General features: G+C 66.6%; 26 protein-coding genes. 23 read left to right on the forward strand and 3 right to left on the reverse strand.

Annotated elements, in window-relative coordinates; all coding sequences use genetic code 11:
• Positions 1-20: 20 nt before the first annotated feature.
• Positions 21-416, reverse strand: coding sequence for a 30S ribosomal protein S6 (gene rpsF / locus GC146_RS05555; protein ID WP_291835482.1), 396 nt, complete (start codon positions 414-416; stop codon positions 21-23).
• A gap of 284 nt (positions 417-700) precedes the next feature.
• On the opposite strand from rpsF, the gene GC146_RS05560 reads away from it, so the two are divergent.
• From GC146_RS05560 to GC146_RS05575, 4 genes are all read left to right on the forward strand, one after another.
• On the forward strand, positions 701-1,474 hold the full coding sequence (locus GC146_RS05560; protein WP_291835485.1) for a hypothetical protein: 774 nt from the start codon (positions 701-703) through the stop codon (positions 1,472-1,474).
• Positions 1,475-1,544: 70 nt separating this feature from the next.
• Positions 1,545-2,483: an ACP S-malonyltransferase gene (gene fabD / locus GC146_RS05565; protein ID WP_291835776.1), complete on the forward strand. Its 939-nt coding sequence runs from the start codon at positions 1,545-1,547 to the stop codon at positions 2,481-2,483.
• A 20-nt stretch (positions 2,484-2,503) separates the two neighbouring features.
• Positions 2,504-3,241, forward strand: a complete 738-nt coding sequence (fabG, locus tag GC146_RS05570; RefSeq protein ID WP_291835488.1) for a 3-oxoacyl-ACP reductase FabG — start codon at positions 2,504-2,506, stop codon at positions 3,239-3,241.
• A 386-nt stretch (positions 3,242-3,627) separates the two neighbouring features.
• A complete protein-coding gene (locus GC146_RS05575) occupies positions 3,628-3,861 on the forward strand; it encodes an acyl carrier protein (RefSeq protein WP_085879302.1) in 234 nt (77 codons plus the stop codon).
• On the opposite strand, the gene GC146_RS05580 is transcribed toward GC146_RS05575, so the two are convergent.
• Positions 3,845-4,747: a PilZ domain-containing protein gene (locus GC146_RS05580; RefSeq protein WP_291835495.1), complete on the reverse strand. Its 903-nt coding sequence runs from the start codon at positions 4,745-4,747 to the stop codon at positions 3,845-3,847. The two genes, GC146_RS05575 and GC146_RS05580, sit on opposite strands and share 17 nt — an antisense overlap.
• A 182-nt stretch (positions 4,748-4,929) precedes the next feature.
• Here GC146_RS05580 and fabF point away from each other — a divergent pair, with 182 nt between their 5' ends.
• The 19 genes from fabF (at position 4,930) to cysE (ending at position 22,123) form a co-directional block, all read left to right on the forward strand.
• Positions 4,930-6,189 (forward strand): beta-ketoacyl-ACP synthase II, encoded by a 1,260-nt coding sequence (gene fabF / locus GC146_RS05585; RefSeq protein ID WP_291835498.1) that lies wholly within the window; start codon positions 4,930-4,932, stop codon positions 6,187-6,189.
• Complete coding sequence (gene mltG / locus GC146_RS05590) at positions 6,189-7,358, forward strand: endolytic transglycosylase MltG (RefSeq protein ID WP_291835500.1); 1,170 nt, start codon at positions 6,189-6,191, stop codon at positions 7,356-7,358. Before fabF ends, mltG begins: the two co-directional genes overlap by 1 nt.
• 196 nt (positions 7,359-7,554) lie before the next feature.
• The gene (locus GC146_RS05595; RefSeq protein WP_291835502.1) at positions 7,555-7,875 is read left to right on the forward strand and encodes a hypothetical protein; all 321 of its coding nucleotides are present in this window, start codon (positions 7,555-7,557) and stop codon (positions 7,873-7,875) included.
• Complete coding sequence (locus GC146_RS05600) at positions 7,772-9,169, forward strand: terminase family protein (protein WP_291835505.1); 1,398 nt, start codon at positions 7,772-7,774, stop codon at positions 9,167-9,169. The genes GC146_RS05595 and GC146_RS05600 overlap by 104 nt, the downstream gene beginning before the upstream one ends.
• Positions 9,170-9,284: 115 nt before the next feature.
• Positions 9,285-10,487, forward strand: a complete 1,203-nt coding sequence (locus tag GC146_RS05605) for a phage portal protein (protein WP_291835508.1) — start codon at positions 9,285-9,287, stop codon at positions 10,485-10,487.
• Positions 10,488-10,526: 39 nt separating this feature from the next.
• Positions 10,527-11,069 carry an HK97 family phage prohead protease gene (locus GC146_RS05610; RefSeq protein WP_291835511.1) on the forward strand — a complete coding sequence of 181 codons (543 nt, stop codon included), beginning with the start codon at positions 10,527-10,529 and terminating at the stop codon, positions 11,067-11,069.
• Positions 11,070-11,107: 38 nt separating this feature from the next.
• Entirely contained in the window at positions 11,108-12,286 is a 1,179-nt protein-coding gene (locus GC146_RS05615) for a phage major capsid protein (protein WP_291835514.1), read from the forward strand.
• A gap of 88 nt (positions 12,287-12,374) precedes the next feature.
• On the forward strand, positions 12,375-12,974 hold the full coding sequence (locus GC146_RS05620) for a hypothetical protein (protein ID WP_291835517.1): 600 nt from the start codon (positions 12,375-12,377) through the stop codon (positions 12,972-12,974).
• A complete protein-coding gene (locus GC146_RS05625; protein WP_291835521.1) occupies positions 12,971-13,309 on the forward strand; it encodes a head-tail adaptor protein in 339 nt (112 codons plus the stop codon). The genes GC146_RS05620 and GC146_RS05625 overlap by 4 nt, the downstream gene beginning before the upstream one ends.
• Positions 13,306-13,716, forward strand: a complete 411-nt coding sequence (locus tag GC146_RS05630) for a DUF3168 domain-containing protein (RefSeq protein ID WP_291835523.1) — start codon at positions 13,306-13,308, stop codon at positions 13,714-13,716. The genes GC146_RS05625 and GC146_RS05630 overlap by 4 nt, the downstream gene beginning before the upstream one ends.
• A gap of 51 nt (positions 13,717-13,767) precedes the next feature.
• The gene (locus GC146_RS05635; protein ID WP_291835526.1) at positions 13,768-14,184 is read left to right on the forward strand and encodes a phage major tail protein, TP901-1 family; all 417 of its coding nucleotides are present in this window, start codon (positions 13,768-13,770) and stop codon (positions 14,182-14,184) included.
• Positions 14,184-14,498 (forward strand): gene transfer agent family protein, encoded by a 315-nt coding sequence (locus GC146_RS05640; RefSeq protein ID WP_291835529.1) that lies wholly within the window; start codon positions 14,184-14,186, stop codon positions 14,496-14,498. The genes GC146_RS05635 and GC146_RS05640 overlap by 1 nt, the downstream gene beginning before the upstream one ends.
• Positions 14,498-14,707, forward strand: a complete 210-nt coding sequence (locus GC146_RS05645) for a rcc01693 family protein (RefSeq protein WP_291835532.1) — start codon at positions 14,498-14,500, stop codon at positions 14,705-14,707. The genes GC146_RS05640 and GC146_RS05645 overlap by 1 nt, the downstream gene beginning before the upstream one ends.
• Positions 14,685-15,344, forward strand: coding sequence for a phage tail tape measure protein (locus GC146_RS05650; RefSeq protein WP_291835535.1), 660 nt, complete (start codon positions 14,685-14,687; stop codon positions 15,342-15,344). Before GC146_RS05645 ends, GC146_RS05650 begins: the two co-directional genes overlap by 23 nt.
• A gap of 11 nt (positions 15,345-15,355) precedes the next feature.
• Positions 15,356-15,988, forward strand: coding sequence for a DUF2460 domain-containing protein (locus tag GC146_RS05655; protein WP_291835538.1), 633 nt, complete (start codon positions 15,356-15,358; stop codon positions 15,986-15,988).
• A complete protein-coding gene (locus tag GC146_RS05660) occupies positions 15,985-16,872 on the forward strand; it encodes a DUF2163 domain-containing protein (protein WP_291835541.1) in 888 nt (295 codons plus the stop codon). Before GC146_RS05655 ends, GC146_RS05660 begins: the two co-directional genes overlap by 4 nt.
• Complete coding sequence (locus GC146_RS05665; protein ID WP_291835544.1) at positions 16,869-17,303, forward strand: NlpC/P60 family protein; 435 nt, start codon at positions 16,869-16,871, stop codon at positions 17,301-17,303. Before GC146_RS05660 ends, GC146_RS05665 begins: the two co-directional genes overlap by 4 nt.
• Positions 17,303-21,214 carry a glycoside hydrolase/phage tail family protein gene (locus tag GC146_RS05670; protein WP_291835546.1) on the forward strand — a complete coding sequence of 1,304 codons (3,912 nt, stop codon included), beginning with the start codon at positions 17,303-17,305 and terminating at the stop codon, positions 21,212-21,214. The genes GC146_RS05665 and GC146_RS05670 overlap by 1 nt, the downstream gene beginning before the upstream one ends.
• A gap of 102 nt (positions 21,215-21,316) precedes the next feature.
• Entirely contained in the window at positions 21,317-22,123 is an 807-nt protein-coding gene (cysE, locus tag GC146_RS05675) for a serine O-acetyltransferase (protein ID WP_291835549.1), read from the forward strand.
• A 10-nt stretch (positions 22,124-22,133) separates the two neighbouring features.
• Here the strand turns inward: cysE and GC146_RS05680 are convergent, their stop codons facing one another.
• Positions 22,134-22,469, reverse strand: a complete 336-nt coding sequence (locus GC146_RS05680; protein WP_291835552.1) for a carboxymuconolactone decarboxylase family protein — start codon at positions 22,467-22,469, stop codon at positions 22,134-22,136.
• Positions 22,470-22,593 lie beyond the last annotated feature (124 nt).

A 22,593-nucleotide genomic window follows, 5' to 3' on the forward strand; every position in this document is an offset into this window, starting at 1 on the left:
TGATGTCCTTTCTGATCGTCTTAGCGGCGGTCGGGCCGGGGGCCGCGATCTTCGCGGGGGCCACGGTCGGAACGGTCGCCGCGGTCACGCTCGTCGCGCTTCTGCATCTGGACCGAGGGGCCCTCTTCATGTGCGTCGACCTTGATGGTCAGGACGCGCATGACGTCGTCATGCAGGCGCATCAGGCGCTCCATCTCCTGCACGGCCGGCGCGGGCGCGTCGGTGCGCAGGTAGGCGTAGTGCCCCTTGCGGTTCTTGTTGATCTTGTAGGCCATCGTCTTGACGCCCCAGTATTCATTCTCCAGCACCTTGCCGCCATTGTCGGCGAGCACGGTCGAGAAATGTTCGATGAGGCTTTCGGCTTGCGCGTTGGACAAGTCCTGACGCGCAATGAAGACATGCTCGTAAAGCGGCATGTGGGCTCCAGTTTTCTGCGGCGCATTTCATAGGGCGGGGCGGCTGTCCTTCCGCACCCCACCCACGAGAGTCTGCGCGGTTCATATCTGATCGCGGAAGGATGCGGCCTTATACAGGTGCGCCGTGGCAAGGCAAGCTGAAAGCGGCGCGGATTACACGTCTAAGGGATGATTTAACCCTGAAAAATTACCACTTCCGACCCATACGCGGCGCTTTTTCGCCTCTTTTGAATAAGAATGTCGAAAGTGAACAGGACGGCACGATAACAACCTGACGGTGTGACATGGCCTTTCATTATGACGAACAGACCGAATTCTGGCCCAACAGCGATGTCGTTGGCCCGATGCGAAATGCGTCCTTCCAGTTGGACGAGATGCCCACAGGCTATGTGGTGCGCTCGCTTGTGCCGATCACGCTGCACCAGCGTCTGGCGCAGGGCGGGGCATGGGGCATGGGTACCGGTTGGTTGATTGCGGCCTTGGGTCTTTGCCTTTTGCCGCAGGCCGATCTTGCCCGTGCAGAGTGGCTTGCCAATGTCGCGGGCGTCGCTGTGTTGGCGGTGCTGGCCGTGGTTTTCCTGTTTATCGCCGGCGCGGGGTTCGAATCGGAATACCGCGTGGACCTGCGGGCGCGCGAGATCCGCAAGGTGGTATGCAGCAGTTTTGGACGTGGCAGGGTGGTCAGCCGCTATGCGTTCGACGAGATCGGCGGCGTCTTTCTGGACCGCAAGCACAGCGGCAGCGACGAGACGCGCCTTGTTTTCCGGCACCGCAACACGGCCACCGTCATTCCGCTGGTGAGCGGCCGGCCCGAGGCATTGTTGCCGTTGATGACGCGACTGGGCCGGGACGTGATCCTGCGGACGGCGGAGGTTGGACCAGAGCAGAGTACGGCGCCGACCGTTGCGAGTGATCCGGCGCCAGCCGCCGTTCCGACCGCCGAACAAGCCCCTGCTGTCGCGCCGCGCGCCGTGGCTTATGCAGCTCGGCCCGGTCGTCCCGCTCGGCCCGTTCGCCCGGCCGCACCCGTTGCAGAGCGTTCGCGGGCCAGAGTCTGAGCCACCCCTGCATTTCTTGTGATTTGCCGGACGACCAGCTAGACCTCTGCGAAACACGACGCAGGGGGACATCATGCGGGCATTCGTTTTTCCCGGGCAGGGTGCCCAGGCCATTGGGATGGGTAAGGCGCTGGCCGATGCCTATCCGGCGGCGCGCGAGGTGTTCGAGGCTGTCGATGCAGCGCTGGGCGAGAAGCTGTCGGCGCTGATCTGGGACGGTGATGCCGAGACGCTGACGCTGACCCGCAATGCCCAGCCGGCCCTGATGGCGACGTCGCTGGCCGCGTGGAAAGCACTGGAATCCGAGGGTGTCAGCATGGCGGCGGCTTCGTTTGTCGCGGGGCATTCGCTGGGCGAATATTCGGCGCTGGCGGCCGCGGGCGCGCTTCAGATCGCCGATGCGGCGCGGCTGTTGCGGCTGCGCGGCAGCGCGATGCAGGATGCTGTGCCGGTAGGCGTGGGCGCGATGGCGGCACTTCTGGGGCTTGATTTTGCGACCGCCTCCGAAGTGGCGGCCGAAGCGGCGCAAGGCGAGGTCTGCCAGGCGGCAAACGACAATGATCCGGCGCAAGTCGTCGTCTCGGGACATCGCGCGGCGGTGGAGCGAGCTGTCGAGATTGCCAAGGCAAGAGGCGCCCGGCGCGCGCTGCTGTTGCCGGTCAGCGCGCCGTTCCATTGCGCGCTGATGGAGCCTGCGGCGCAGGTGATGGACGAGGCGTTGGCCGAGGTGGCCATTGCCCCGCCGGCCGTGCCGCTGGTGGCCAACGTGCTGGCCGGTCCGGTCAGCGATCCGGCCGAAATCAGGCAGCTGTTGGTGGCGCAGGTTACGGGCTCGGTCCGGTGGCGTGAAAGCGTGGCGTGGATGGCCGGTGCGGGTGTCACCGAAGCTTGGGAGATTGGCGCGGGCAAGGCCTTGTCCGGGATGATCCGACGGATCGCGCCCGATATCGCCACGCGGGCCGTCGGCACGCCGGAGGATGTTGCGGCGGCAGCTGCAAGCTTGGCATGAACAACGAAGAGGGACGGCGGATGTTCGATCTGACGGGAAAGACGGCGCTGGTCACCGGCGCATCGGGTGGCATCGGCGCGGCCATCGCGCGGGCGCTGCATGGCGCGGGGGCTGTCGTGGCCTTGTCTGGCACGCGCGAGGCGCCGCTGCAGGCGCTGGCCGCCGAGCTGGGCGAGCGGGCGCATGTGCTGCCCTGCAATCTGTCTGATCCGGACGCGGTGAATGCCCTGCCCAAGCAGGCTGCCGAGGCGATGGGATCGGTCGATATTCTTGTCAACAATGCCGGGATCACCCGCGACAATCTTTTCATGCGGATGTCGGACGAGGATTGGGCAAGTGTTCTTGACGTCAACCTCACGGCCACGATGCGCCTGTGCAAGGGCGTGGTGCGGGGCATGATGAAGGCGCGCTGGGGCCGGATTGTGAATATCTCGTCTGTCGTGGGCGCGACGGGCAATCCCGGGCAGGCCAACTATGCCGCTTCGAAGGCCGGGATGGTGGGGATGTCCAAGTCGATTGCCTATGAGGTCGCGAGCCGGGGTATTACCGTCAACTGCGTCGCGCCGGGCTTTATCACCACGGCGATGACGGACAAGCTGAACGACGACCAGAAAGCCGGTATCCTGACGCAAGTGCCCGCCGGGCGGATGGGCGCGCCGGAAGAGATTGCTGCGGCGGTCCTCTACCTGGCCAGCCCCGAGGCAGCCTACGTGACTGGCACCGTGCTGCACGTCAATGGCGGAATGGCGATGCTTTAGGCCGTGGTTGGGAGCCGGCGTCATCGAGGGGAAGTCGTGCTGATAACTGATTTCATTACAAAGGGTTGTGCGGTGAACGTGGTGGTGAAGAGACAGCATGACCAGCCGCGGCGGGCAGGACTTTGTACGCCGCGCGGCGCGACGGTCGGTGGGTCCGTGCGGCGCTGTTCGGGCGTGGCCCGGGCCATCTTCGTTGCCGCCGATCGTGCTGCCGCGCGGCAATCTGAAAGCGTTTGCCTTGCGGGGAATCTCTGCTATAGGCCTCGCAGATTTTCCGGCCGGTGCGACGACGCGCAGGTCGACTTTGCCCCCCGAGGGCGCGTGAGCCGCCCCGCGGGGCAAGCCAAGAAAACGGGCGCAGGCCCAGAAAGACGTGAGGAATTGACATGAGCGACGTCGCAGACCGCGTGCGCAAGATCGTTGTGGAGCACCTGGGTGTCGAAGAAGACAAGGTGACCGAAAACGCCTCTTTCATTGACGACCTGGGAGCGGACAGCCTGGACACCGTGGAACTGGTGATGGCGTTCGAGGAAGAGTTCGGGATCGAGATCCCCGATGACGCGGCCGAAACGATCCAGACCTTCGGCGACGCGGTCAAGTTCATCAGCGAGGCGCAATAAGCGGCTCTGACGCCTCGCGCGTGTTAGCGGCGTTCCCTAGCGGGGGCGCCGTTTTCGTTTGTGCGGACGCGGTGCCGATAAGCGTGGCGAGTTGTGCCTGAGAAAGCGGCAGGTCAAAGCGCAGACCGGCGAAATTGGTGTTGTGCCATTTGACGGTTGCGGCGAGGGCCATGCCGTTGACGTGCAGTGTCAAAGACGTGCCGGGCGGCAGATGCACGTCCGTTGGAAGTGTCAGCTTGGCACCGGATCGGCTGAGGTCGAGGATGGTGGCGGGCAGGGCAGGTGCATCGTCGATCACGGCGGTGCTGCAGGTTGCCCCAAGCCGGACGATATGGCGACTTTCCAGCGCGCTCCGCCGATCCTGCCTGCGGGTCAGCAGGCGCACCGCGCCGAGTGCGACAAGTGCAAACCCCAACAGGATCATCACGTCGATCACCGGGAGCGGAAAGGCGAGGGCGATGAACTTCAGCCGTTCCGGACCGCTACTGCTGGCGGCAGCGCAGCGCCCAACTGCGAGGGCGGCCTGCCCGGCAGCAAGGGTTTGCCTTCCCGGCCCTTGCGACAGGACGATGGCCACGTTGTGCGGATCTTGCAGGGCGGGCGTGTCGCGGATGACGGCCATCAGCCCCAGCAGATCAAGCACTGCCTGACGGTCCAGCGCGGCAGGCTGACCTTTCAGGCCGTTCATCACCGCAGGTCGATTGATGCCATCTAGCGTACTGATGATGGTGCGCATGTTGGCCTCGAAACTGTCGCCGGGGACGGGCGCGGCAAGACGCCCAGCAGCCGCGGCCAGCCCCTGCAGCGCGGCCAGCATTTCACAAGGCTCCGAAGCGCGGGCCGGAACGGACCAGACAACCAGAAGGAAGACCAAGAGAAAGCGCATCGGCAGGCTCCGTGCAGGACGGCGCCAGAATGCGCAGATCACGGTGAACGAAGCGTAAGCGCCTGTCACGTGGGCCGGACTGACCCCCGGCGGCCACCTGCCGCGCCACCGATCCGCCCTTGCCCCATTGTTGGCGGCTGGGCTATCAGGGACGAAACTGGAACGCAGGGGTAGGGCAGATCATGCGTCGAGTCGTAGTGACAGGATTGGGCCTTGTGACGCCTTTGGCCGATGGCGTTGAGGAAAGCTGGTCACGGCTGTTGGCCGGTCAGTCGGGCGCAGGCCCGATCACCCAGTTCGACGCCAGCGGTCTGGCCACGACCTATGCCTGCGAGGTCAAGCGTGGCGATGGCAGCGACGCCACCTTCAACCCCGACGCCTACATGGAGCCCAAGGAACAGCGGAAGGTCGATGACTTCATCCTGTTCGGGATGGCCGCCGCGCAGCAGGCGGTCGAGGATTCGGGATGGGTGCCGCAGACCGACGAGGACAGGTTCCGCACCGGCGTAATGATCGGCTCGGGCATCGGCGGGCTGAAGTCGATCGCCGAGACCGCGATCCTGATCAAGGAAAAGGGGCCGCGGCGTGTGTCCCCGTTCTTCATTCCGGGCGCGCTGATCAACCTGATTTCGGGGCAGGTTGGCATCCGCTATGGATTCAAGGGGCCGAACCACGCGGTCGTGACGGCCTGTTCGACCGGTGCGCACGCGATCGGCGACGCGACGCGGCTGATCAAGTACGGCAATGCCGACGTGATGGTGGCGGGCGGGGCCGAGGCCGCGATCTGCGAGATCGGGATTGCCGGGTTCAACGCCGCGCGCGCCCTGTCGACCAAGCGCGCGCATGAGCCTGAGAAGGCCAGTCGCCCTTATGACGCCGACCGCGACGGGTTCGTGATGGGCGAGGGCGCGGGCATTGTCGTGCTGGAAGAGTTGGAACATGCCAAGGCGCGCGGTGCGAAGATCTACGCCGAGGTGATCGGCTATGGGCTGTCGGGCGACGCCTATCACATCACCGCACCCGCCTCGGACGGGGATGGGGCCGAACGCTCGATGCTGATGGCGCTGGCCGATGCGGGTCTGACGCCCGCCGATATCGACTACATCAACGCGCATGGCACCTCGACCATGGCGGATACGATCGAACTGGCGGCGGTCGAGCGGATGATGGGCGATGCGGCGGGCAAGGTGACGATGTCGTCGACGAAGTCGGCAACGGGGCACCTTCTGGGGGCTGCTGGCGCGATCGAAGCAATCTTCTCGATCCTCGCGATCCGTGACCAGGTGGCGCCGCCGACCATCAACCTCGACAACCCGGCGGTGGAGACCAAGGTGGACCTTGCCCCCAACGCCAAGCGCGCGCGCAAGATCGATGTCGCGCTGTCGAATTCGTTCGGGTTCGGCGGCACCAATGCGAGCGTGCTGTTCGGCAAGCCGCGCTGATGTGGCGCCATATCGCCTCCAACGCCGTGACGTTCCTGATCGTCGGGCTGTTCCTTCTGGTGGGCCTCGTCGGGCTGGCCGATCGGCAGTACCGCGCGCCCGGCCCGCTGGCCGATGCGATCTGCCTGAAGGTATCGAGCGGCGAGAACATGCGCGGGATCAGCGGTGATCTGGCAACCCAAGGCGCGATCAGTTCGCAAACGCTGTTCCGACTGGGGGCGGATTATTCGGGCAAGGCCGATCAGTTGAAGGCGGGCAGCTTCGTGGTGCCGGCAGGCGCTTCGATGGCCGAGATCGTGGACCTTGTCACCAAGAGCGGGCAAAGCACCTGCGGGACCGAAGTGATCTATCGCGTCGGTGTCACCAAGGACAGCGTGCAGGTGCGCCAGTTCGACCCCGCGAGCAACCGTTACGTCGAACAGGTGGCCTTCGAGCCGGGGACGGACCCCGATCCCGCTGCCTATACCGCGGCCGTGGCCGAGCCAGATACGCGGCTGAGCGTGCTGGTGACGGAAGGGACAACTGTCTGGCAAGTGGTCAGTGCGCTGAATGCCAACCCGCTTCTTGGCGAGGATTTGGCCACGATGCCGGCTGAGGGCACGTTGGCGCCTGACAGCTACGCCTTTGCCAAGGGCGATACGGTGGCAAGCCTGATCGACAGGATGGCGTCGGCGCAGGCCAAGATCCTTGCAGATGCCTGGGCCAACCGCGCGGACGGCTTGCCTTACAAGAGCCCGCAGGAGGCCCTGATCATGGCCTCGATCGTCGAGAAGGAGACGGGCGTTCCGCAAGAGCGGCCCGAGGTTGCCAGCGTTTTCATCAATCGCCTCGACAAGGGGATGAAGCTGCAGACCGACCCGTCGGTAATCTACGGCGTGACGAAAGGGCAGGGCGCGCTGGGCCGGGGCCTGCGGCAGAGCGAATTGCGCGCGAACACGCCCTACAACACCTATGTCATTGATGGGTTGCCGCCGACACCTATCGCCAATCCGGGGCGGGCCAGTATCGAGGCGGCGCTAAACCCGGCGAAGACAAACTATATCTTCTTCGTGGCCGACGGCACAGGCGGACATGTCTTTTCCGACAACCTTGCCGATCACAATCGCAACGTCGCCAAGTGGCGCGCGATCGAGGCGCAACGGGGAACAACGGATAGTTCCGGCAACTGACGCCCGGTTTACTTTTTGTAAGTATCACAGTTACTTAAGGGCGCGGTGGCCCGTGCAACGCGTTGACTTTGCGCGCGCTGCGCCGTAAGTTTTGCGATATGCTGGATGTGTTGGGCAAGCGGCCGGGGGAAACTCCGTAGCCGCTTTTTTTTGTGTCTGCCTCGTCCAGCGTGATCATCCACAACAGGTAGTTCGCATGAAAAGAAACAGACGCTCCGCGCGGTCGCGCGCTGGCGAAATGCAGGCGCGTATCGCCGAGATCGACGCGTTGTTCCAGGCGCTGCGCGCCTCGGTCCGGCATTTGCAGGCACAGGTTGAAACCGGCGGGCCCGGTGCGGTGAAGGCCGCGCTGGCCAAGCTGGGGGAATTGCAGACCGCGCACGTCGCGTTGATCAAGGCAGAGGAGCGTTTCCATGACATCGCAGGCGAACAGGCCCAACCCGACGACATCGACTTCGACGCGATCCGTGACGAGATCGGGCGCCGACTGGCTGACCTCCGCGCCACAAAGGATTGAGGACACGTTCCTGCGCAAGCTGCATGGCGATGCGCTGCGCGGTTTGCCTTATCTTTTCGAGTTCTGGGCGCTGCCGCACCAGGTGCCGCCCGAGGGTGACTGGCGGACCTGGGTGATCCTTGGCGGGCGCGGCGCGGGCAAGACGCGGGCCGGGTCGGAATGGGTGCGCCAGATGGTCGAAGGGCCGCGTCCGCGCGACCCCGGCCGGGCCACGCGGGTGGCCCTTGTCGGCGCCACGATCGAGCAGGCGCGCGAGGTGATGGTGTTCGGCGACAGCGGGATCCTGGCCTGTTCGCCGCCCGATCGGCGGCCCGACTGGGTGGCGGGGCGCAAGGCGCTGGTCTGGCCCAACGGGGCCGAGGCGCAGCTGTTCTCGGGGCACGCGCCGGAATCGCTGCGCGGTCCGCAATTCGATGCGGCATGGGCCGATGAACTGGCGAAATGGAAATTCGGCACAGAGACCTGGGACATGCTGCAATTCGGGCTGCGGCTGGGGGCCGATCCACGCGCCTGCGTCACGACCACGCCGCGCAACGTGGCCGTTCTGAAGGACTTGCTGGCGCAGGACAGCACGGTGATGACTCATGCGCCGACATGGGCCAACCGGGCGAACCTTGCGCCGGGGTTCCTGCAGGAGGTGCAGCGGCGGTTCGCCGGAACCCGGCAGGGGCGGCAGGAGCTGGACGGTGTGCTTCTGGCCGATGCCGAGGGGGCGTTGTGGACGACGGCGATGCTGCAGGCCGCCGAGGTGACGCAGGCGCCCGAGCTGAGCCGCATCGTGGTGGCCGTCGATCCGCCGGTCACCGGGCACAGCAGCTCGGACGATTGTGGGATCGTGGTGGCGGGCGTGGTCAATGCCGGGCCGCCGCAGGACTGGCGGGCTTGGGTGATCGAGGACGCGACGGTCAGCGGCGCCTCGCCGCTGGAATGGGCGCGCGCGGCGGTGGCGGCGATGCGCCGTCATGGCGCCGACCGACTGGTGGCCGAGGTCAACCAAGGCGGGGCGCTGGTGGAAAGCGTGGTGCGGCAGGTCGATCCGCTGGTGTCCTATCGCGCGGTGCGGGCCAGCAAGGGCAAGGCGGTGCGGGCCGAGCCGATCGCGGCGCTTTACGAACAGGGGCGCGTCTTTCACCTGCGCGGGCTTGACGCGCTGGAGGACCAGATGTGCCAGATGACGCCGCGCGGCTTTCTGGGCCGCGGGTCGCCCGACCGGGTCGATGCGCTGGTCTGGGCTCTGCACACGCTGATGATCGAACCGGCAGGCCAGGGCGACCCGCGGATGCGCAGCCTTTAGGGGCGTTGCGCGGGGCACCGTGCGCCCGCTTGCCGGCCCCTTAATCCGTATCGGGCATCTTTCGCCGGGTGCAAGACGCGGACCGCCGTGGACGGGGCCGAGCAAGGAGATGGGCATGTTCGATTTTCTGAGACGACCGGAGGCGACGGTGGCCGCGGCGAGCGCGCCCGGGGCCAAGGCCTCGGCCACCGGGCCGGTCATCTCGTGGCAGGGCGCGGGCCGCGTCGCGTGGAGCCCACGCGACGTGGTGACGCTGACCAGGGCAGGTTACCTGGGCAATCCGGTAGGCTTTCGGGCAGTGCAGATCATCGCCGAGGCGGCGGCGGCGCTGCCGCTGGTGCTGCAGGACCGCGCCCGCCGCTACGATGCCCACCCCGTCCAGGCGCTGCTGGCCCGGCCCAACGCGGGGCAGGGGCGGGCCGAACTGCTCGAGGCGCTTTACGGGCAGCTTCTGCTGACCGGCAACGGCTATGTCGAGGCGGTGGGGGCCACTGCGGGCGAGGCGGTGCTGCCGGCCGAGCTGCATGTCCTGCGGTCAGACAGGATGAGCGTGGTGCCGGGGCCGGACGGCTGGCCCGTGGCCTATGAATACGTGGTGGGCGCGCGCAAGCTGCGCTTTGCCGCGGGCGAATATGCCAGCCCCGTCTGCCACGTGCGCAGCTTTCACCCGCAGGACGACCATTACGGGTTCAGCGCATTGCAGGCGGCGGCCAGCGCCATCGACGTGCACAACAGCGCCTCGCGCTGGTCCAAGGCGCTTCTGGACAATGCCGCGCGGCCCTCGGGTGCGATCGTCTACCAGGGCACCGACGGGCAGGCGCAGTTGAGCCAGGACCAGTACGACCGGCTGGTCAGCGAGATGGAAAGCCTGCACCAGGGGGCGCGCAATGCCGGGCGTCCGATGCTGCTGGAAGGCGGGCTGGACTGGAAGCCGATGGGCTTTTCCCCCTCGGACATGGAGTTTCAGAAGACCAAGGAGGCGGCGGCGCGCGAGATTGCCACGGCCTTCGGCGTGCCGCCGATGCTGCTGGGGATCCCGGGCGACGCGACCTATGCCAACTACCAGGAGGCGAACCGCGCCTTCTATCGGCTGACGGTGCTGCCGCTGGCGGCCCGCGTCACCAGCGCGCTGGCGGACTGGCTGTCGGACTTCTCGGGCGAGCGGATCGAGCTGCGCCCCGACCTCGACCAGGTGCCGGCGCTGAGCGCCGAGCGCGAGGCGCAATGGCGGCGGGTGGCCGAGGCGAGCTTTCTCAGCGCGGCGGAAAAACGCGCGCTGCTTGGCCTGCCTGCACAGGAGGTGGGGCATGGCGACTGACCCGACGCAAACGCGCGGCTGGCCGCGATGGAGGATCGAATGACACTGGAACACAAGTTCTGTGCGACGGGCGCCCAAATGCGCCTGACCGACGGCACCGAGATTGCGGGCTATGCCTCGGTCTTCGGCAAGGCCGACCAGGGCGGCGACATCGTGGAGCGGGGCGCCTATGCCGCGTCGCTGGCGCGGATGGCGGTGGCGGGCGGCAAGGTCAAGATGCTGTGGCAGCACGACCCGGCCCAGCCGATCGGTGTCTGGGACGAGGTGCGCGAGGACGACTGCGGCCTGTGGGTCAAGGGCAGGGTCCTGACGGACGTGGCGCGGGGCCGCGAGGCGGCGGCGCTGATCGGGGCGGGGGCGATCGACGGCCTGTCGATCGGCTACCGCACCGTCAGGGCGCGCAAGGACGATGGCGGCCGGCGGCTGCTGTCGGAGCTGGAGCTGTGGGAAGTGTCGCTGGTGACCTTCCCGATGCTTCCCGATGCGCGGGTCGGCGCCAAGGGGGATGACCCCGCGGCGGCCACCTTGCGAGACCTGGCGGCGGCGTTTCGTGACGCCCGGCGCCTGCTGGCCACGGACTGACCCCGCGCCGGCACCCATTCACCCAGAAGGACGACGAGATGACGAACCCCGAGACGAAGGCTCGGGCCGGGGAAGACCTGGGCCCGGCCGAGGACCTGAAGTGCGCGATTGCGGACTTCATGAGCGATTTCAAGACCTTTTCCAACGGCGTGAACGCCAAACTCCAAAGACAGGAAGACCGCATGAACAAGCTGGACCGCAAGACGATGATGGGCCGCCCCGCGCTGGCGATGGCGGCGGACACCCATGCGCCGCACCAGAAGGCCTTTGCCGCCTACCTGCGCTCGGGCGACGATGACGGGCTGCGCGGCCTCGAGATCGAGGGCAAGGCGATGTCGACGGCGGTGGCCGCCGATGGCGGCTACCTTGTCGATCCGCAGACCGCCGCGACAATCAAGGGCACGCTGTCCTCGACCGCCTCGATCCGGGCGGTGGCCAATGTGGTGACGGTGGAGGCGACATCGTTCGACGTGCTGGTGGATCATGCCGAGATCGGCGCCGGCTGGGCCAGCGAGACCGCGGCGGTGACCGAGACGGGCACGCCCCAGATCGACCGCATCACCATTCCGCTGCACGAATTGTCGGCGCTGCCCAAGGCCTCGCAACGGCTGCTGGACGATAGCGCCTTTGATATCGAGGGCTGGCTGGCGCAGCGCATCGCCGACAAGTTCGCGCGGTCCGAAGCGACAGCCTTTATCAATGGTGATGGCCTGGACAAGCCCAAGGGCCTGCTGGCCTATCCCAGCATCGACAACGATGTCTGGACCTGGGGCAATATCGGCTACGTCGTGACGGGCATTGCGGGCGGCATCGGTGATGGCGACGCAATCATCGACCTCGTCTATGCGCTGGGGGCAGAATATCGCGCGGGTGGCACCTTCGTGATGAACTCGAAGACGGCCGGAACGATCCGCAAGCTGAAGGACGCCGATGGCCGCTTCCTGTGGTCCGACGGTCTGGCCGCCGGGGAACCAGCGCGCTTGCTGGGTTATCCGGTGCTGATTGCCGAGGACATGCCGGATATTGCTGCCGACGCGACAGCGGTGGCCTTCGGCGATTTCGCCGCCGGCTATACCGTGGCCGAACGGCCGGATCTGCGGGTGTTGCGCGACCCCTTCTCGGCCAAGCCGCATGTGCTGTTCTACGCGACCAAGCGCGTCGGCGGTGCGGTCAGCGATTTTGCCGCGATCAAGCTGCTGAAGTTCGGCACGGCCTGAGCGGGACAGGATGGTGGCCGGCCCTGAACGGGCTGGCCACCATCCCCCGCGACAGCGCTGAAGGTGGACCGGATTTCGGAGAAATTCCATGATGTTAGTCGAAGAAAGCACGGTGCCGGAGGCGGCCGTCCCGGTAACGGCATTCAGGGCGCACCTCCGGCTGGGCTCCGGGTTCGCTGATGACAGCCTGCAAGATTCGGTCTTGGCGCAGGTCTTGCGCGCGGCGATGGCCGCGATTGAGGCCCGTACCGGCAAGGTCCTGTTGGAACGCGGTTTTAGCTGGACGTTGGTAGCGTGGCGCGGGGTCGACAACCAACCACTGCCCGTTGCGCCGGTAAGCCAGGTCAGCGCGGTGACCTTGGTCGACCGGCAGGGGCAGGAGACGGCCGTGGCATCTATTGTCTGGCAACTCGTGCCAGATCGGCAGCAGCCGCGACTGAGGGCACTGGGTGGTGCGTTTCCGCTGATCCCAACGGGTGGCGCGGTGCGGATCAACTTTGTCGCAGGCTTTGGCCCGGACTGGGCTGACCTGCCGGCGGACCTCGCGCAGGCCGTGTTTCTGCTGGCAGCGCATTTCTACGAATACCGGCATGACATGGCGCTGCCGGGCCGACGGATGCCGGGCCATGTGGCGGCGCTGATCGAGAATTACCGGACAGTGCGTATCGGTTTCGGGGGTCGGACGTGACCGCGCCGCGGCTCAACCGACCGCTGGTCTTGGAAGCGCCAGTGCGCCAACCGGACGGTGCGGGTGGATATGGTCAGACCTGGCAGGCCCTGGGCACGCTTTGGGCGCAGGTGGCGGCGCGGACCGGGCGCGAGGTGGCCGATGTCACCGCGCCGGTCAGTCGGGTGGCCTATCGCATCACGGTGCGCGCGGCACCTGTCGGTGCGCCTTCACGACCCCGACCCGAGCAGAGGTTTCGCGACGGTCAACGTATCCTGTCGATCTTGGCGGTGGCAGAGGCCGATACCGAGGGGCGCTGGCTGATCTGCGATGCCGAAGAGGAGATTGCACCATGAGTTACGGGGTCGCGGCGGCGCTTCAGGCCGCGGTTTTTCAACGGCTTTCCGGTTGGCCGGCCCTGATGGCACTGGTGGGGGCCGAGGTGCATGACGCGTTGCCCAGCGGACCGGTACCCGCGCTTTACGTGGCCCTTGGCCCCGAAGTGGTGCGCGACCGGTCTGACCAGACGGGTCACGGCGCCGAACATGACTTCACGGTCAGCGTCGTGACCGACATGGCCGGATTTGCCGCGGCGAAAGAGGCCGCGGCGGCAGTGTCGGACGCGCTGGTCGATGCGCCGCTGACCCTGGAGCGCGGCCGCCTGATCGCGCTGAATTTTCACCGTGCGATGGCAGCTCGGGCGGGCGGCAAGGACCGTCGCCAGATCACCCTGCATTTTCGCGCGCGGGTCGAGGACGACTGAGCCCGCCGATGGCGGTTGGATGCAGCAATCGAGACAAATGGAGTGACGGCAATGGTGGCGCAGAATGGCAAGGACCTTCTGATCAAGATCGACATGACCGGCGGTGGCCAGTTCGAGACGGTGGCGGGGCTGCGCGCGACGCGGTTGAGCTTCAATGCCGAGAGCGTGGACGTGACCAGCCTTGAAAGCCAAGGCGGCTGGCGCGAACTGCTGGGCGGGGCGGGCGTGAAGACAGCGAGCATTTCGGGCTCGGGCGTGTTCAAGGATGCCGGCACTGACGAGCGGGCGCGGCAGATCTTCTTTGATGGCGAGACGCCGGATTTTCAGGTGATCATTCCGGGCTTTGGCACCGTGCAGGGGCCATTCCTGATTACCTCGGTCGATTACGCGGGCAGCTACAATGGCGAGGCGACCTATGAACTGGCGCTGGCCTCGGCGGGGCAGTTGAGCTTTGTGGCGGCGGCCTGATGGCAAACCCGTGGGCCGGCGAGGTGACATTGACCGTCGATGGCAGGCCGCATGCCTGCAAGCTGACATTGGGTGCGTTGGCCGAGCTTGAGGCGCAGCTGGGTGAAGGCAGCATGGTCGATCTGGTTGCGCGGTTCGAGCAGGGGGCCTTTTCCAGCCGAGATGTGTTGGCGCTGCTGGTCGCAGGGCTGCGCGGCGGCGGATGGCGCGGAACGGCGGACGACCTGCTGACCGCCGATATCGTGGGCGGGCCGGTTGGTGCGGCGAAAGTGGCGGCCGAGCTTCTGGCCCGCGCCTTTGCACTGCCCGGCTGATGGATTGGGCGGCGTTGATGCGGGCGGGGCTGCGCGGCCTTGGCCTTGCGCCCTCGGCATTCTGGGCGCTGACGCCCGTGGAACTGATGCTGATGCTGGGCGCTGACGAGGCCGGGCCGCCGATGGGACGGGCGCGGCTGAATGAACTGGCGCGGGCCTATCCCGACGGCACGAGAGGACAAAAGGATGACCGAGACCGACAGGATTGACGCGCTAGATGCCAGCATCGCCGCGCTTGAGACATCGCTGGGCGATGCCGCGGGCGTCGCAGCAGCCTTTGACGGCCAGTTGCGCGATGTGAAGGCCACGATGGCGGAGACGACGCGCGACCTTGGCAGCCTTGAGCGCGGTTTTTCGGGTGGCCTGCGGCGAGCCTTTGACGGGCTGATGTTCGACGGACTGAAACTGTCGGATGCGCTAAGCGTGGTGGGCAAGGCGATGGTCAACACCGCCTATTCCGCCGCGATCCGTCCGGTGACAGATCACTTGGGCGGCCTGCTGGCCGATGGCGTCAACGCGGTGGTGTCGAACCTGATGCCCTATGCCGACGGTGCGCCGTTTTCGCAAGGCAGGGTGATGCCCTTTGCCAAGGGCGGTGTGCTGAGCGGGCCTGCCACCTTCCCGATGCGCGGCGCGACCGGGCTGATGGGCGAGGCGGGACCGGAGGCGATCATGCCGCTGACGCGCGGACCCGACGGCGCGCTTGGCGTGCGCGCCCAGGGCGGCGGCTCCGTCAACGTGGTGATGAATATCACAACGCCCGATGTGCAGGGCTTTCAGCGCAGCCAGAGCCAGATCGCGGCACAGATGGCCCGCGCGCTGGGACGGGGCCAACGTAATCGTTGAGGGAGTCCGGAATGAATTTTCACGATGTACGCTTTCCCGCTTCGCTGAGTTTCGGCGCGACGGGCGGGCCCGAGCGGCGGACCGAGATCGTGACGCTGGCAAACGGGTTTGAAGAGCGAAATACGCCCTGGGCCCATGCCCGGCGCCACTATGATGCCGGGCTAGGCCTACGCTCGCTGGACGATGTGGCGGCCCTGATCGCCTTCTTCGAAGCGCGACAGGGCCAGCTTTACGGGTTTCGCTGGAAGGACTGGGCCGATTACAAGTCGTCCCTGCCCTCGGCCGAGGTGACCGCCGGCGACCAGATTATCGGGACCGGTGACGAGCTGCAGACGGCCTTCCAGCTGGTCAAGGCGTACAGTTCGGGCGAGCAGAGCTATTCGCGTCCGATCGCCAAGCCGGTGCTGGGTTCGGTGCAAATTTCGATTGCGGGCGATGCAGCGCTGGAGGGGATCGACTACAGCGTCGATTACACGACCGGACTGGTCACCTTCGACGATCCGCCTGATATCGGCGCGGTGGTGCGCGCAGGTTATGAATTCGACGTGCCGGTGCGCTTTGACACTGACCGCATCGAAACGTCGGTGGCCAGTTTCAAGGCGGGACACGTGCCCAACGTACCGATTGTCGAGGTGCGGCTATGAGCGGCGCGGACCTTCTGGCGCATCTGGGCACAGGCGTCAGCCATGTCTGCCGCTGCTGGGAGATCCGGCGGCAGGATGGGCTGCGCCTTGGCTTTACCGACCACGACCGATCGCTGACGTTCGACGGCCTGACCTTTCGCGCCGACGGTGGCATGACCGCACTGTCAGTCAGCCAGACCACGGGGTTGTCGGTCGACAATACCGAGGCCGCCGGCGTGCTGAGCGATCCGGCCGTGACAGAGGCCGATATCGAGGCAGGCCGTTATGACGGTGCCGTGGTGCGGTCTTGGCTGGTGCGCTGGGATTTGCCGGACGCGCGGATGCTGCGGTTTGCCGGCACGATCGGTGAGATCCGGCGCGGCGGGGGGGCCTTTCATGCCGAGTTGCGTGGGCTGACCGAGGCATTGAACCAGCCGCGGGGCCGCGCCTATCAGCGCCCCTGTACTGCCGTTCTGGGCGATCCGCAGTGCCGTTTTGACCTTGGCGCCAAAGGCTATGCGGCCGAGCTGCAGGCCGAGGCGGTGGAGCGGTCGCAATCGTTCCGTTTCACTGGGCTTGATGGCTTTGAACCCGGCTGGTTCAGCCGCGGGCGGCTGCGGGTGTTGAGTGGTGCGGCGCAGGGCCTTGCCGGACTGATCAAGTCCGACCGGTTCGACGACGAAGGGCGGCGGCGCATCGACTTGTGGCAGGCCTTGGGCGCGGAGGTGCGCCTTGGCGATGTACTGCGGATCGAGGCGGGCTGCGACAAGCAGCGGGGAACCTGCCACTACAAGTTCGGCAACATCCTCAATTTTCGAGGATTTCCTCATATTCCTGGTGAGGATTGGCTGGTCAGCGTGCCGCAGCGGGCCGGGCTGAACGACGGCGGGAGCCTGAACCAATGAGCGATGTCGTGACACTGGCGCGCCGCTGGATCGGTACACCCTACCGCCACCAAGGCGCGGTGAAGGGCGCGGGGTGCGATTGTCTGGGTTTGATCCGGGGCATCTGGACCGAGCTTTGTGGCTCAGTGCCCGAGGTGCCGCCGCCCTACACGCCCGACTGGGCCGAACCGCAGCGGCACGAGGTCCTCTGGGCCGCGGCGCTGCGCCATCTGTCGCCTTTGCCGCCCGGCGAACCGGGGCGGGGCGACGTTTTGCTGTTTCGGATGCGGCCGGGCAGTGTCGCCAAGCATCTGGGGCTGGCCGCCGAGACCGGTGAGACGCCCAGTTTCATCCATTCCTACAGCGAACATGGCGTGGTCGAGAGCCCGCTGAGCCTGCCATGGCGGCGGCGTATCGTCGCCCGATTTGCGTTTCCGGAAAGGGCCCACTGATGGCGACGATCGTTCTTTCGGCGGCGGGCATGGCCGTGGGCGGCATGCTGGGTGGGTCGGTCCTTGGCCTGTCGACGGCGGTGATCGGCCGCGCGGCTGGCGCAGCGCTGGGCCGCGCGATCGACCAGCGGCTTATGGGTGCGGGCAGCGCGCCGGTTGAAACGGGCCGGATCGACCGCTTTCGCCTGACCGGTGCCAGCGAAGGCGCGACGGTGGCGCAGGTCTTTGGCCGGATGCGGGTGGCGGGGCAGGTGATCTGGGCGTCGCGGTTCCTCGAATCTTCGCAAACCTCGGGCGGTGGCAAGGGTGCCCCGCGCGCGCCGGCCACAACCAGCTATGCCTATTCCGTGAGCCTCGCCATCGCGCTCTGCGAGGGCGAGATCACGCGCGTCGGCCGCATTTGGGCTGACGGGGTGGAAGTGGCGCCGGACGACCTGAACATGCGTGTCTATACCGGAACCGAAGACCAACTCCCCGACCCCAAGATCGAAGCGGTCGAAGGAGCAGGAGCGGTGCCGGCCTATCGCGGCATCACCTACGTGGTGTTCGAGGACCTGGCCCTTGCGCCCTTCGGCAACCGGGTGCCGCAGTTCAGCTTCGAGGTGATCCGCCCGTCACAGCCGGGCCTGCCCGCCGATCAGGCGGATATCGCGCGCCTGATCCGCGGCGTCGCGCTGGTGCCGGGGACGGGGGAATACGCGCTGGCGACTACACCGGTTTATCGCCAGACGGGCCTTGGCCAGACACAGGCGGTCAACATCAATACGCCATCGGGCAAGACCGATCTGTCCACCTCGCTCGACGCGCTGGAAGGCGAATTGCCCGCCCTTTCATCAGTGTCGGTGGTTGTCGGCTGGTTCGGCGATGATTTGCGCTGCGGCGCGTGCCGCGTTCAGCCCAAGGTGGAGTGGCATGGTGCCGACCCTGCGGCAATGCCTTGGGTCGTCGCGGGCGTCGGGCGAAGTGCGGCTGCGGCGGTGCCGCAGCTGGACGGCCGACCGGTCTACGGAGGCACACCAGCCGACCGCGCCGTGTCCGAGGCGCTTGTCGATCTGGCCGCGCGCGGCAAGCAGGCAATGTTCTACCCATTTCTGTTGATGGACCAGCTTGATGGCAATCTGCTGCCTGATCCATGGAGTGGGCAGACAGGCCAACCGGCGCTGCCGTGGCGGGGCCGGATCACCACGTCGCTGGCCGCGGGCGTGGCAGGCAGCAGTGACGGCACCGCCGCCGCAGAAGCCGAGGTTGCGGCCTTCTTCGGACAGGCGCGCCCGGAAGATTTCACGCCCCAAGATGGCACCGTGGCCTATCACGGCCCGGCGGAATGGTCTTATCGGCGTTTCATCCTCCACTATGCGCATCTCAGCGCCGCGGCGGGTGGCGTTTCGGCCTTCTGCATCGGGTCCGAGATGAAGGCGCTGACCCAGATCCGTGGCGCGGGCGGCACCTTTCCCGCCGTCACAGCACTTGTGCAGCTGGCCGCCGATGTGCGGGCGATCCTCGGTCCGGACTGCAAGATTGGCTATGCCGCGGACTGGAGTGAATACGCAGGCTACCAGCCGCCCGGCACTGGCGACAAGCTGTTCCATCTCGATCCGCTTTGGGCTGATCCGAATATCGATTTCGTCGGCATCGACAACTACATGCCTTTGAGCGACTGGCGCGACGGCGATGATCATGCCGACGCCGGGTGGGGCACCATCTACAACCTCGATTACCTGCGCAGCAATGTTGCTGGCGGCGAAGGGTTCGACTGGTTCTATCATTCGCCAGAGGCGCGCGCGGCACAGATCCGGACACCGATCAGCGACTACTGGGACGAGGATTGGGTCTGGCGGGTCAAAGATCTGCAGGGCTGGTGGGCCAATCCGCATCACGACCGGATCGGGGGCGTGCGTGCCGAAACCCCGACGGCATGGTTGCCGCGCTCCAAGCCGATCTGGTTCACCGAGCTGGGCTGCGCTGCCGTGGACAAGGGCACGAACGAACCGAACCGTTTTGTCGATCCAAAATCTTCGGAATCAAGTCTGCCCTATGCCTCGAACGGCCAGCGCGACGACCTGATCCAGATGCAATACCTGCGTGCGGTCCACGCCCATTTTGCTGATCCCGCCAACAACGCCGTCTCCGAGGTCTATGGCGGGCCGATGGTGGACATGGGCCACGCCCATGTCTGGGCCTGGGACGCGCGGCCTTACCCGGCTTTTCCCGCCAATGGCGCGCTCTGGTCAGACAGCGGTAACTACGCGCGGGGTCACTGGCTGAATGGACGGGCTGCGGCGCGCAGCCTTGACAGCGTGGTGCGCGAGATCTGCGCGCGCGCGGGGCTGGCAGAGGTTGAGACAGCGGCGCTTTACGGTCTGGTGCGCGGCTATGGCCTCGATGCTGTCGACAGCGCACGGGCCGCTCTGCAACCGTTGATGCTGGCCTTTGGATTCGACGCGGCCGATCGCGGCGGTGCGCTGGTCTTTCGTTCGCGCAGCGGCGGCCCGGCGCAGCCGGTTGAGGCCGCGCGCGTGCTGGCGCCAGCGGGCAAAGGGCCTGCCATCGAGATCACCCGCGCGCCCGCGGCCGAAACCGCTGGACGAGTGCGACTGGGCTTCATCGAGGCGGATGGAGACTACGAGACACGAGCGGCAGAGGCGGCGATGGCCGACGATGCGACGCTTGGCGTGACACGGACCGAGCTTGCACTGGTGCTGACACAGGCCGAGGGGCAGGCAATTGCTGAGCGCTGGCTGGCCGAGGCACGCGTGGCGCGGGACGGCGCGCAATTTGCCCTTCCACCGTCGGCGCTTGCACTGGGTGCCGGCGATCTGGTGGACCTGCCGCTGGGCAGCGGCACCGGGCGGTTCCGCATCGATCGGGTCGAGCAAGCCGAGGCACAGACCATCGAAGCGGTGCGGATCGACCCGGAGGTTTACGTGCCGCACGAGGGGACTGCCGCCGCGGTGCCGCAACGCCCGTTCCAGCCGCCCGTGCCGGTGCTGGGCCAGTTCATGGACCTGCCACTGCTGCGCGGCGACGAAGATCCGCTCGCCCCGCATTTCGCGGCGACAGGCGTGCCATGGCCGGGGACCGTTGCGCTTTACGGCGCCGCCCAGGACAGCGGCTATGCGCTGGAGATGACCTTGTCGCGCGCGGCCGTGATCGGCGAGACGTTGAGCGCGCTTTATCCCGCGCCTGCGGGCCTGTGGGACAGAGGCCCCGCGCTGCTGGTGCGGCTGGTCAGAGGCACGCTTGACACCGTCGGCGTTGATGGCGTTTTGGCCGGCGCGAACCTCGCTGCTATCGGAGATGGTAGCGTTGGCGGTTGGGAGGTTTTCCAGTTCGCCGAGGCATCGCTGGTGGCGCCGGATACCTATGCACTGCGGCTGCGTTTGCGTGGGCAGGCGGGAACTGACGCGACCCGGCCCGATGTCTGGCCCGCCGGCGCGCGGCTGGTGCTGCTCGATGCGGGGGCTCCGCAGATCGACCTGCCAGCAAATGCGCGCGGTGTAACACGATACTTCCGTTATGGCCCGGCCGGGCGGCCCTTGGACGATCCATCGTATTCGGCCTTCGCCGCCCCGTTTGCGGGGATCGGGCTGCGCCCACTTGCGGTCTGCCATCTGCGCGCCGAACGGCGCGGCGGCGATACGGTGTTGGATTGGATCAGGCGGACCCGGATCGATGGCGATAGCTGGGACGGCCTGGATGTGCCGCTTGGCGAAGATACCGAGCTATACCGGGTGCAGGTCAGCGCCGACGGCGTCTTGCGGCGCGAGGATTTCGTGTCCACGTCAGGCTGGGCCTATACCGAGGCAATGCGCGCGAGCGATGGCGTTACGATGCCTTATCGTGTGGATGTGGCGCAGGTTTCGGCCCGGTTCGGGCCGGGGCCCGCGGCGGGTCTGGTCATCGACACCTGATGTAGACGGACAGGCCGGCCATCCCCTTGACGGGCGAGCCCCTTTCAACTTGGAAAGACCAGACTAACTGACTAGAATGGTCAGGAAGCCGGGAGACACCACATGAGCAATCGTCGCGTCAGCATCGCCGAGGTCGACCCGGTCTGGAGCCGGATCTGCGAAGAGGCCTCCGCGGCGATCCGGGCCGAGCCTCTGATGGGTGGCCTGATCCACAGCGGCGTGTTGCACCATGCCAGCATGGAACGCGCGCTGGCCTACCGGTTCTCGCTCAAGCTCGCCTCGGGCGAGATGTCCGAACAGATCCTGCGCGAGATCGCCGACGAAGCCTATGACAGCGACCCCACGCTGGGCGCCGCCGCACGCGCCGACCTGGCGGCGGTCTATGACCGCGACCCGGCCTGCCACCGGCTGATGCAGGCGCTGCTTTACTTCAAGGGCTACCAGGCCGTGCAGGCCTATCGCGTGGGCCATCGCCTTTGGCAGCAGGGCCGCCATGACCTGGCCTATTTCATCCAGATGCGGGTGAGCGAGACCTTCGGCGTCGACATTCACCCCGCCGCGAAGATCGGCCGGGGCATCATGATTGACCACGCCCATTCGATCGTGGTGGGTGAAACGGCGGTGATCGGCGACAACGTCTCGATGCTGCATTCCGTGACGCTTGGCGGCACCGGCAAGGAAGACGGCGACCGTCACCCCAAGATCGGCGACGGCGTCCTGATTGGCGCGGGCGCGAAGGTTTTGGGCAATATCACGGTGGGCCATTGCAGCCGGATTGCCGCCGGCTCTGTCGTGTTGGAAAGCGTGCCGCCGTGCAAGACGGTTGCGGGCGTTCCCGCGCGCATCGTCGGCGAGGCCGGTTGCGATCAGCCCTCGGTGGTGATGGACCAGATCCTGCACGGCGTTTGACGCAACTGCGTCAGGCCGACAGCTGGTCGAAGGCCTCCATCGCCTTGGCGACGTACATGTAGGCGGGGCCGCCGCCCATCATCACGGCAACACCCACGGCTTCGACCACTTCCTCGCGCGTGGCGCCGAGGCGGATTGCGGCACGGACATGAAAACCGATGCAATCGGCGCAGCGGCTGGAAACGCCAATGGCCAGCGCGATGAATTCCTTTTCCTTGGCCGTGAGCGCGCCGGCCTTCATTGTGCCGTGATGCAGCGCGGTAAAGCCTTTGCCGGCGTCCGGGTGAAGAACACGAAAACTGTCGAGATGCGCCGATGTTTCGGCAAGGGTGGTTTTCCAGTCCATGAAAGGCTCCATCAGGTGATGGCGTCTGCCTATCGGGGCGGCATCGGCCACGCCTTGCGCTGGATCAATGCCTTGCAGGTGCACAAGGGGGGGGCGCTGCCCCCCGGCCCGTTCCGGGCCTCCC

This window comes from Limimaricola sp. (assembly GCF_016125575.1).
GTDB lineage: Bacteria > Pseudomonadota > Alphaproteobacteria > Rhodobacterales > Rhodobacteraceae > WGLM01.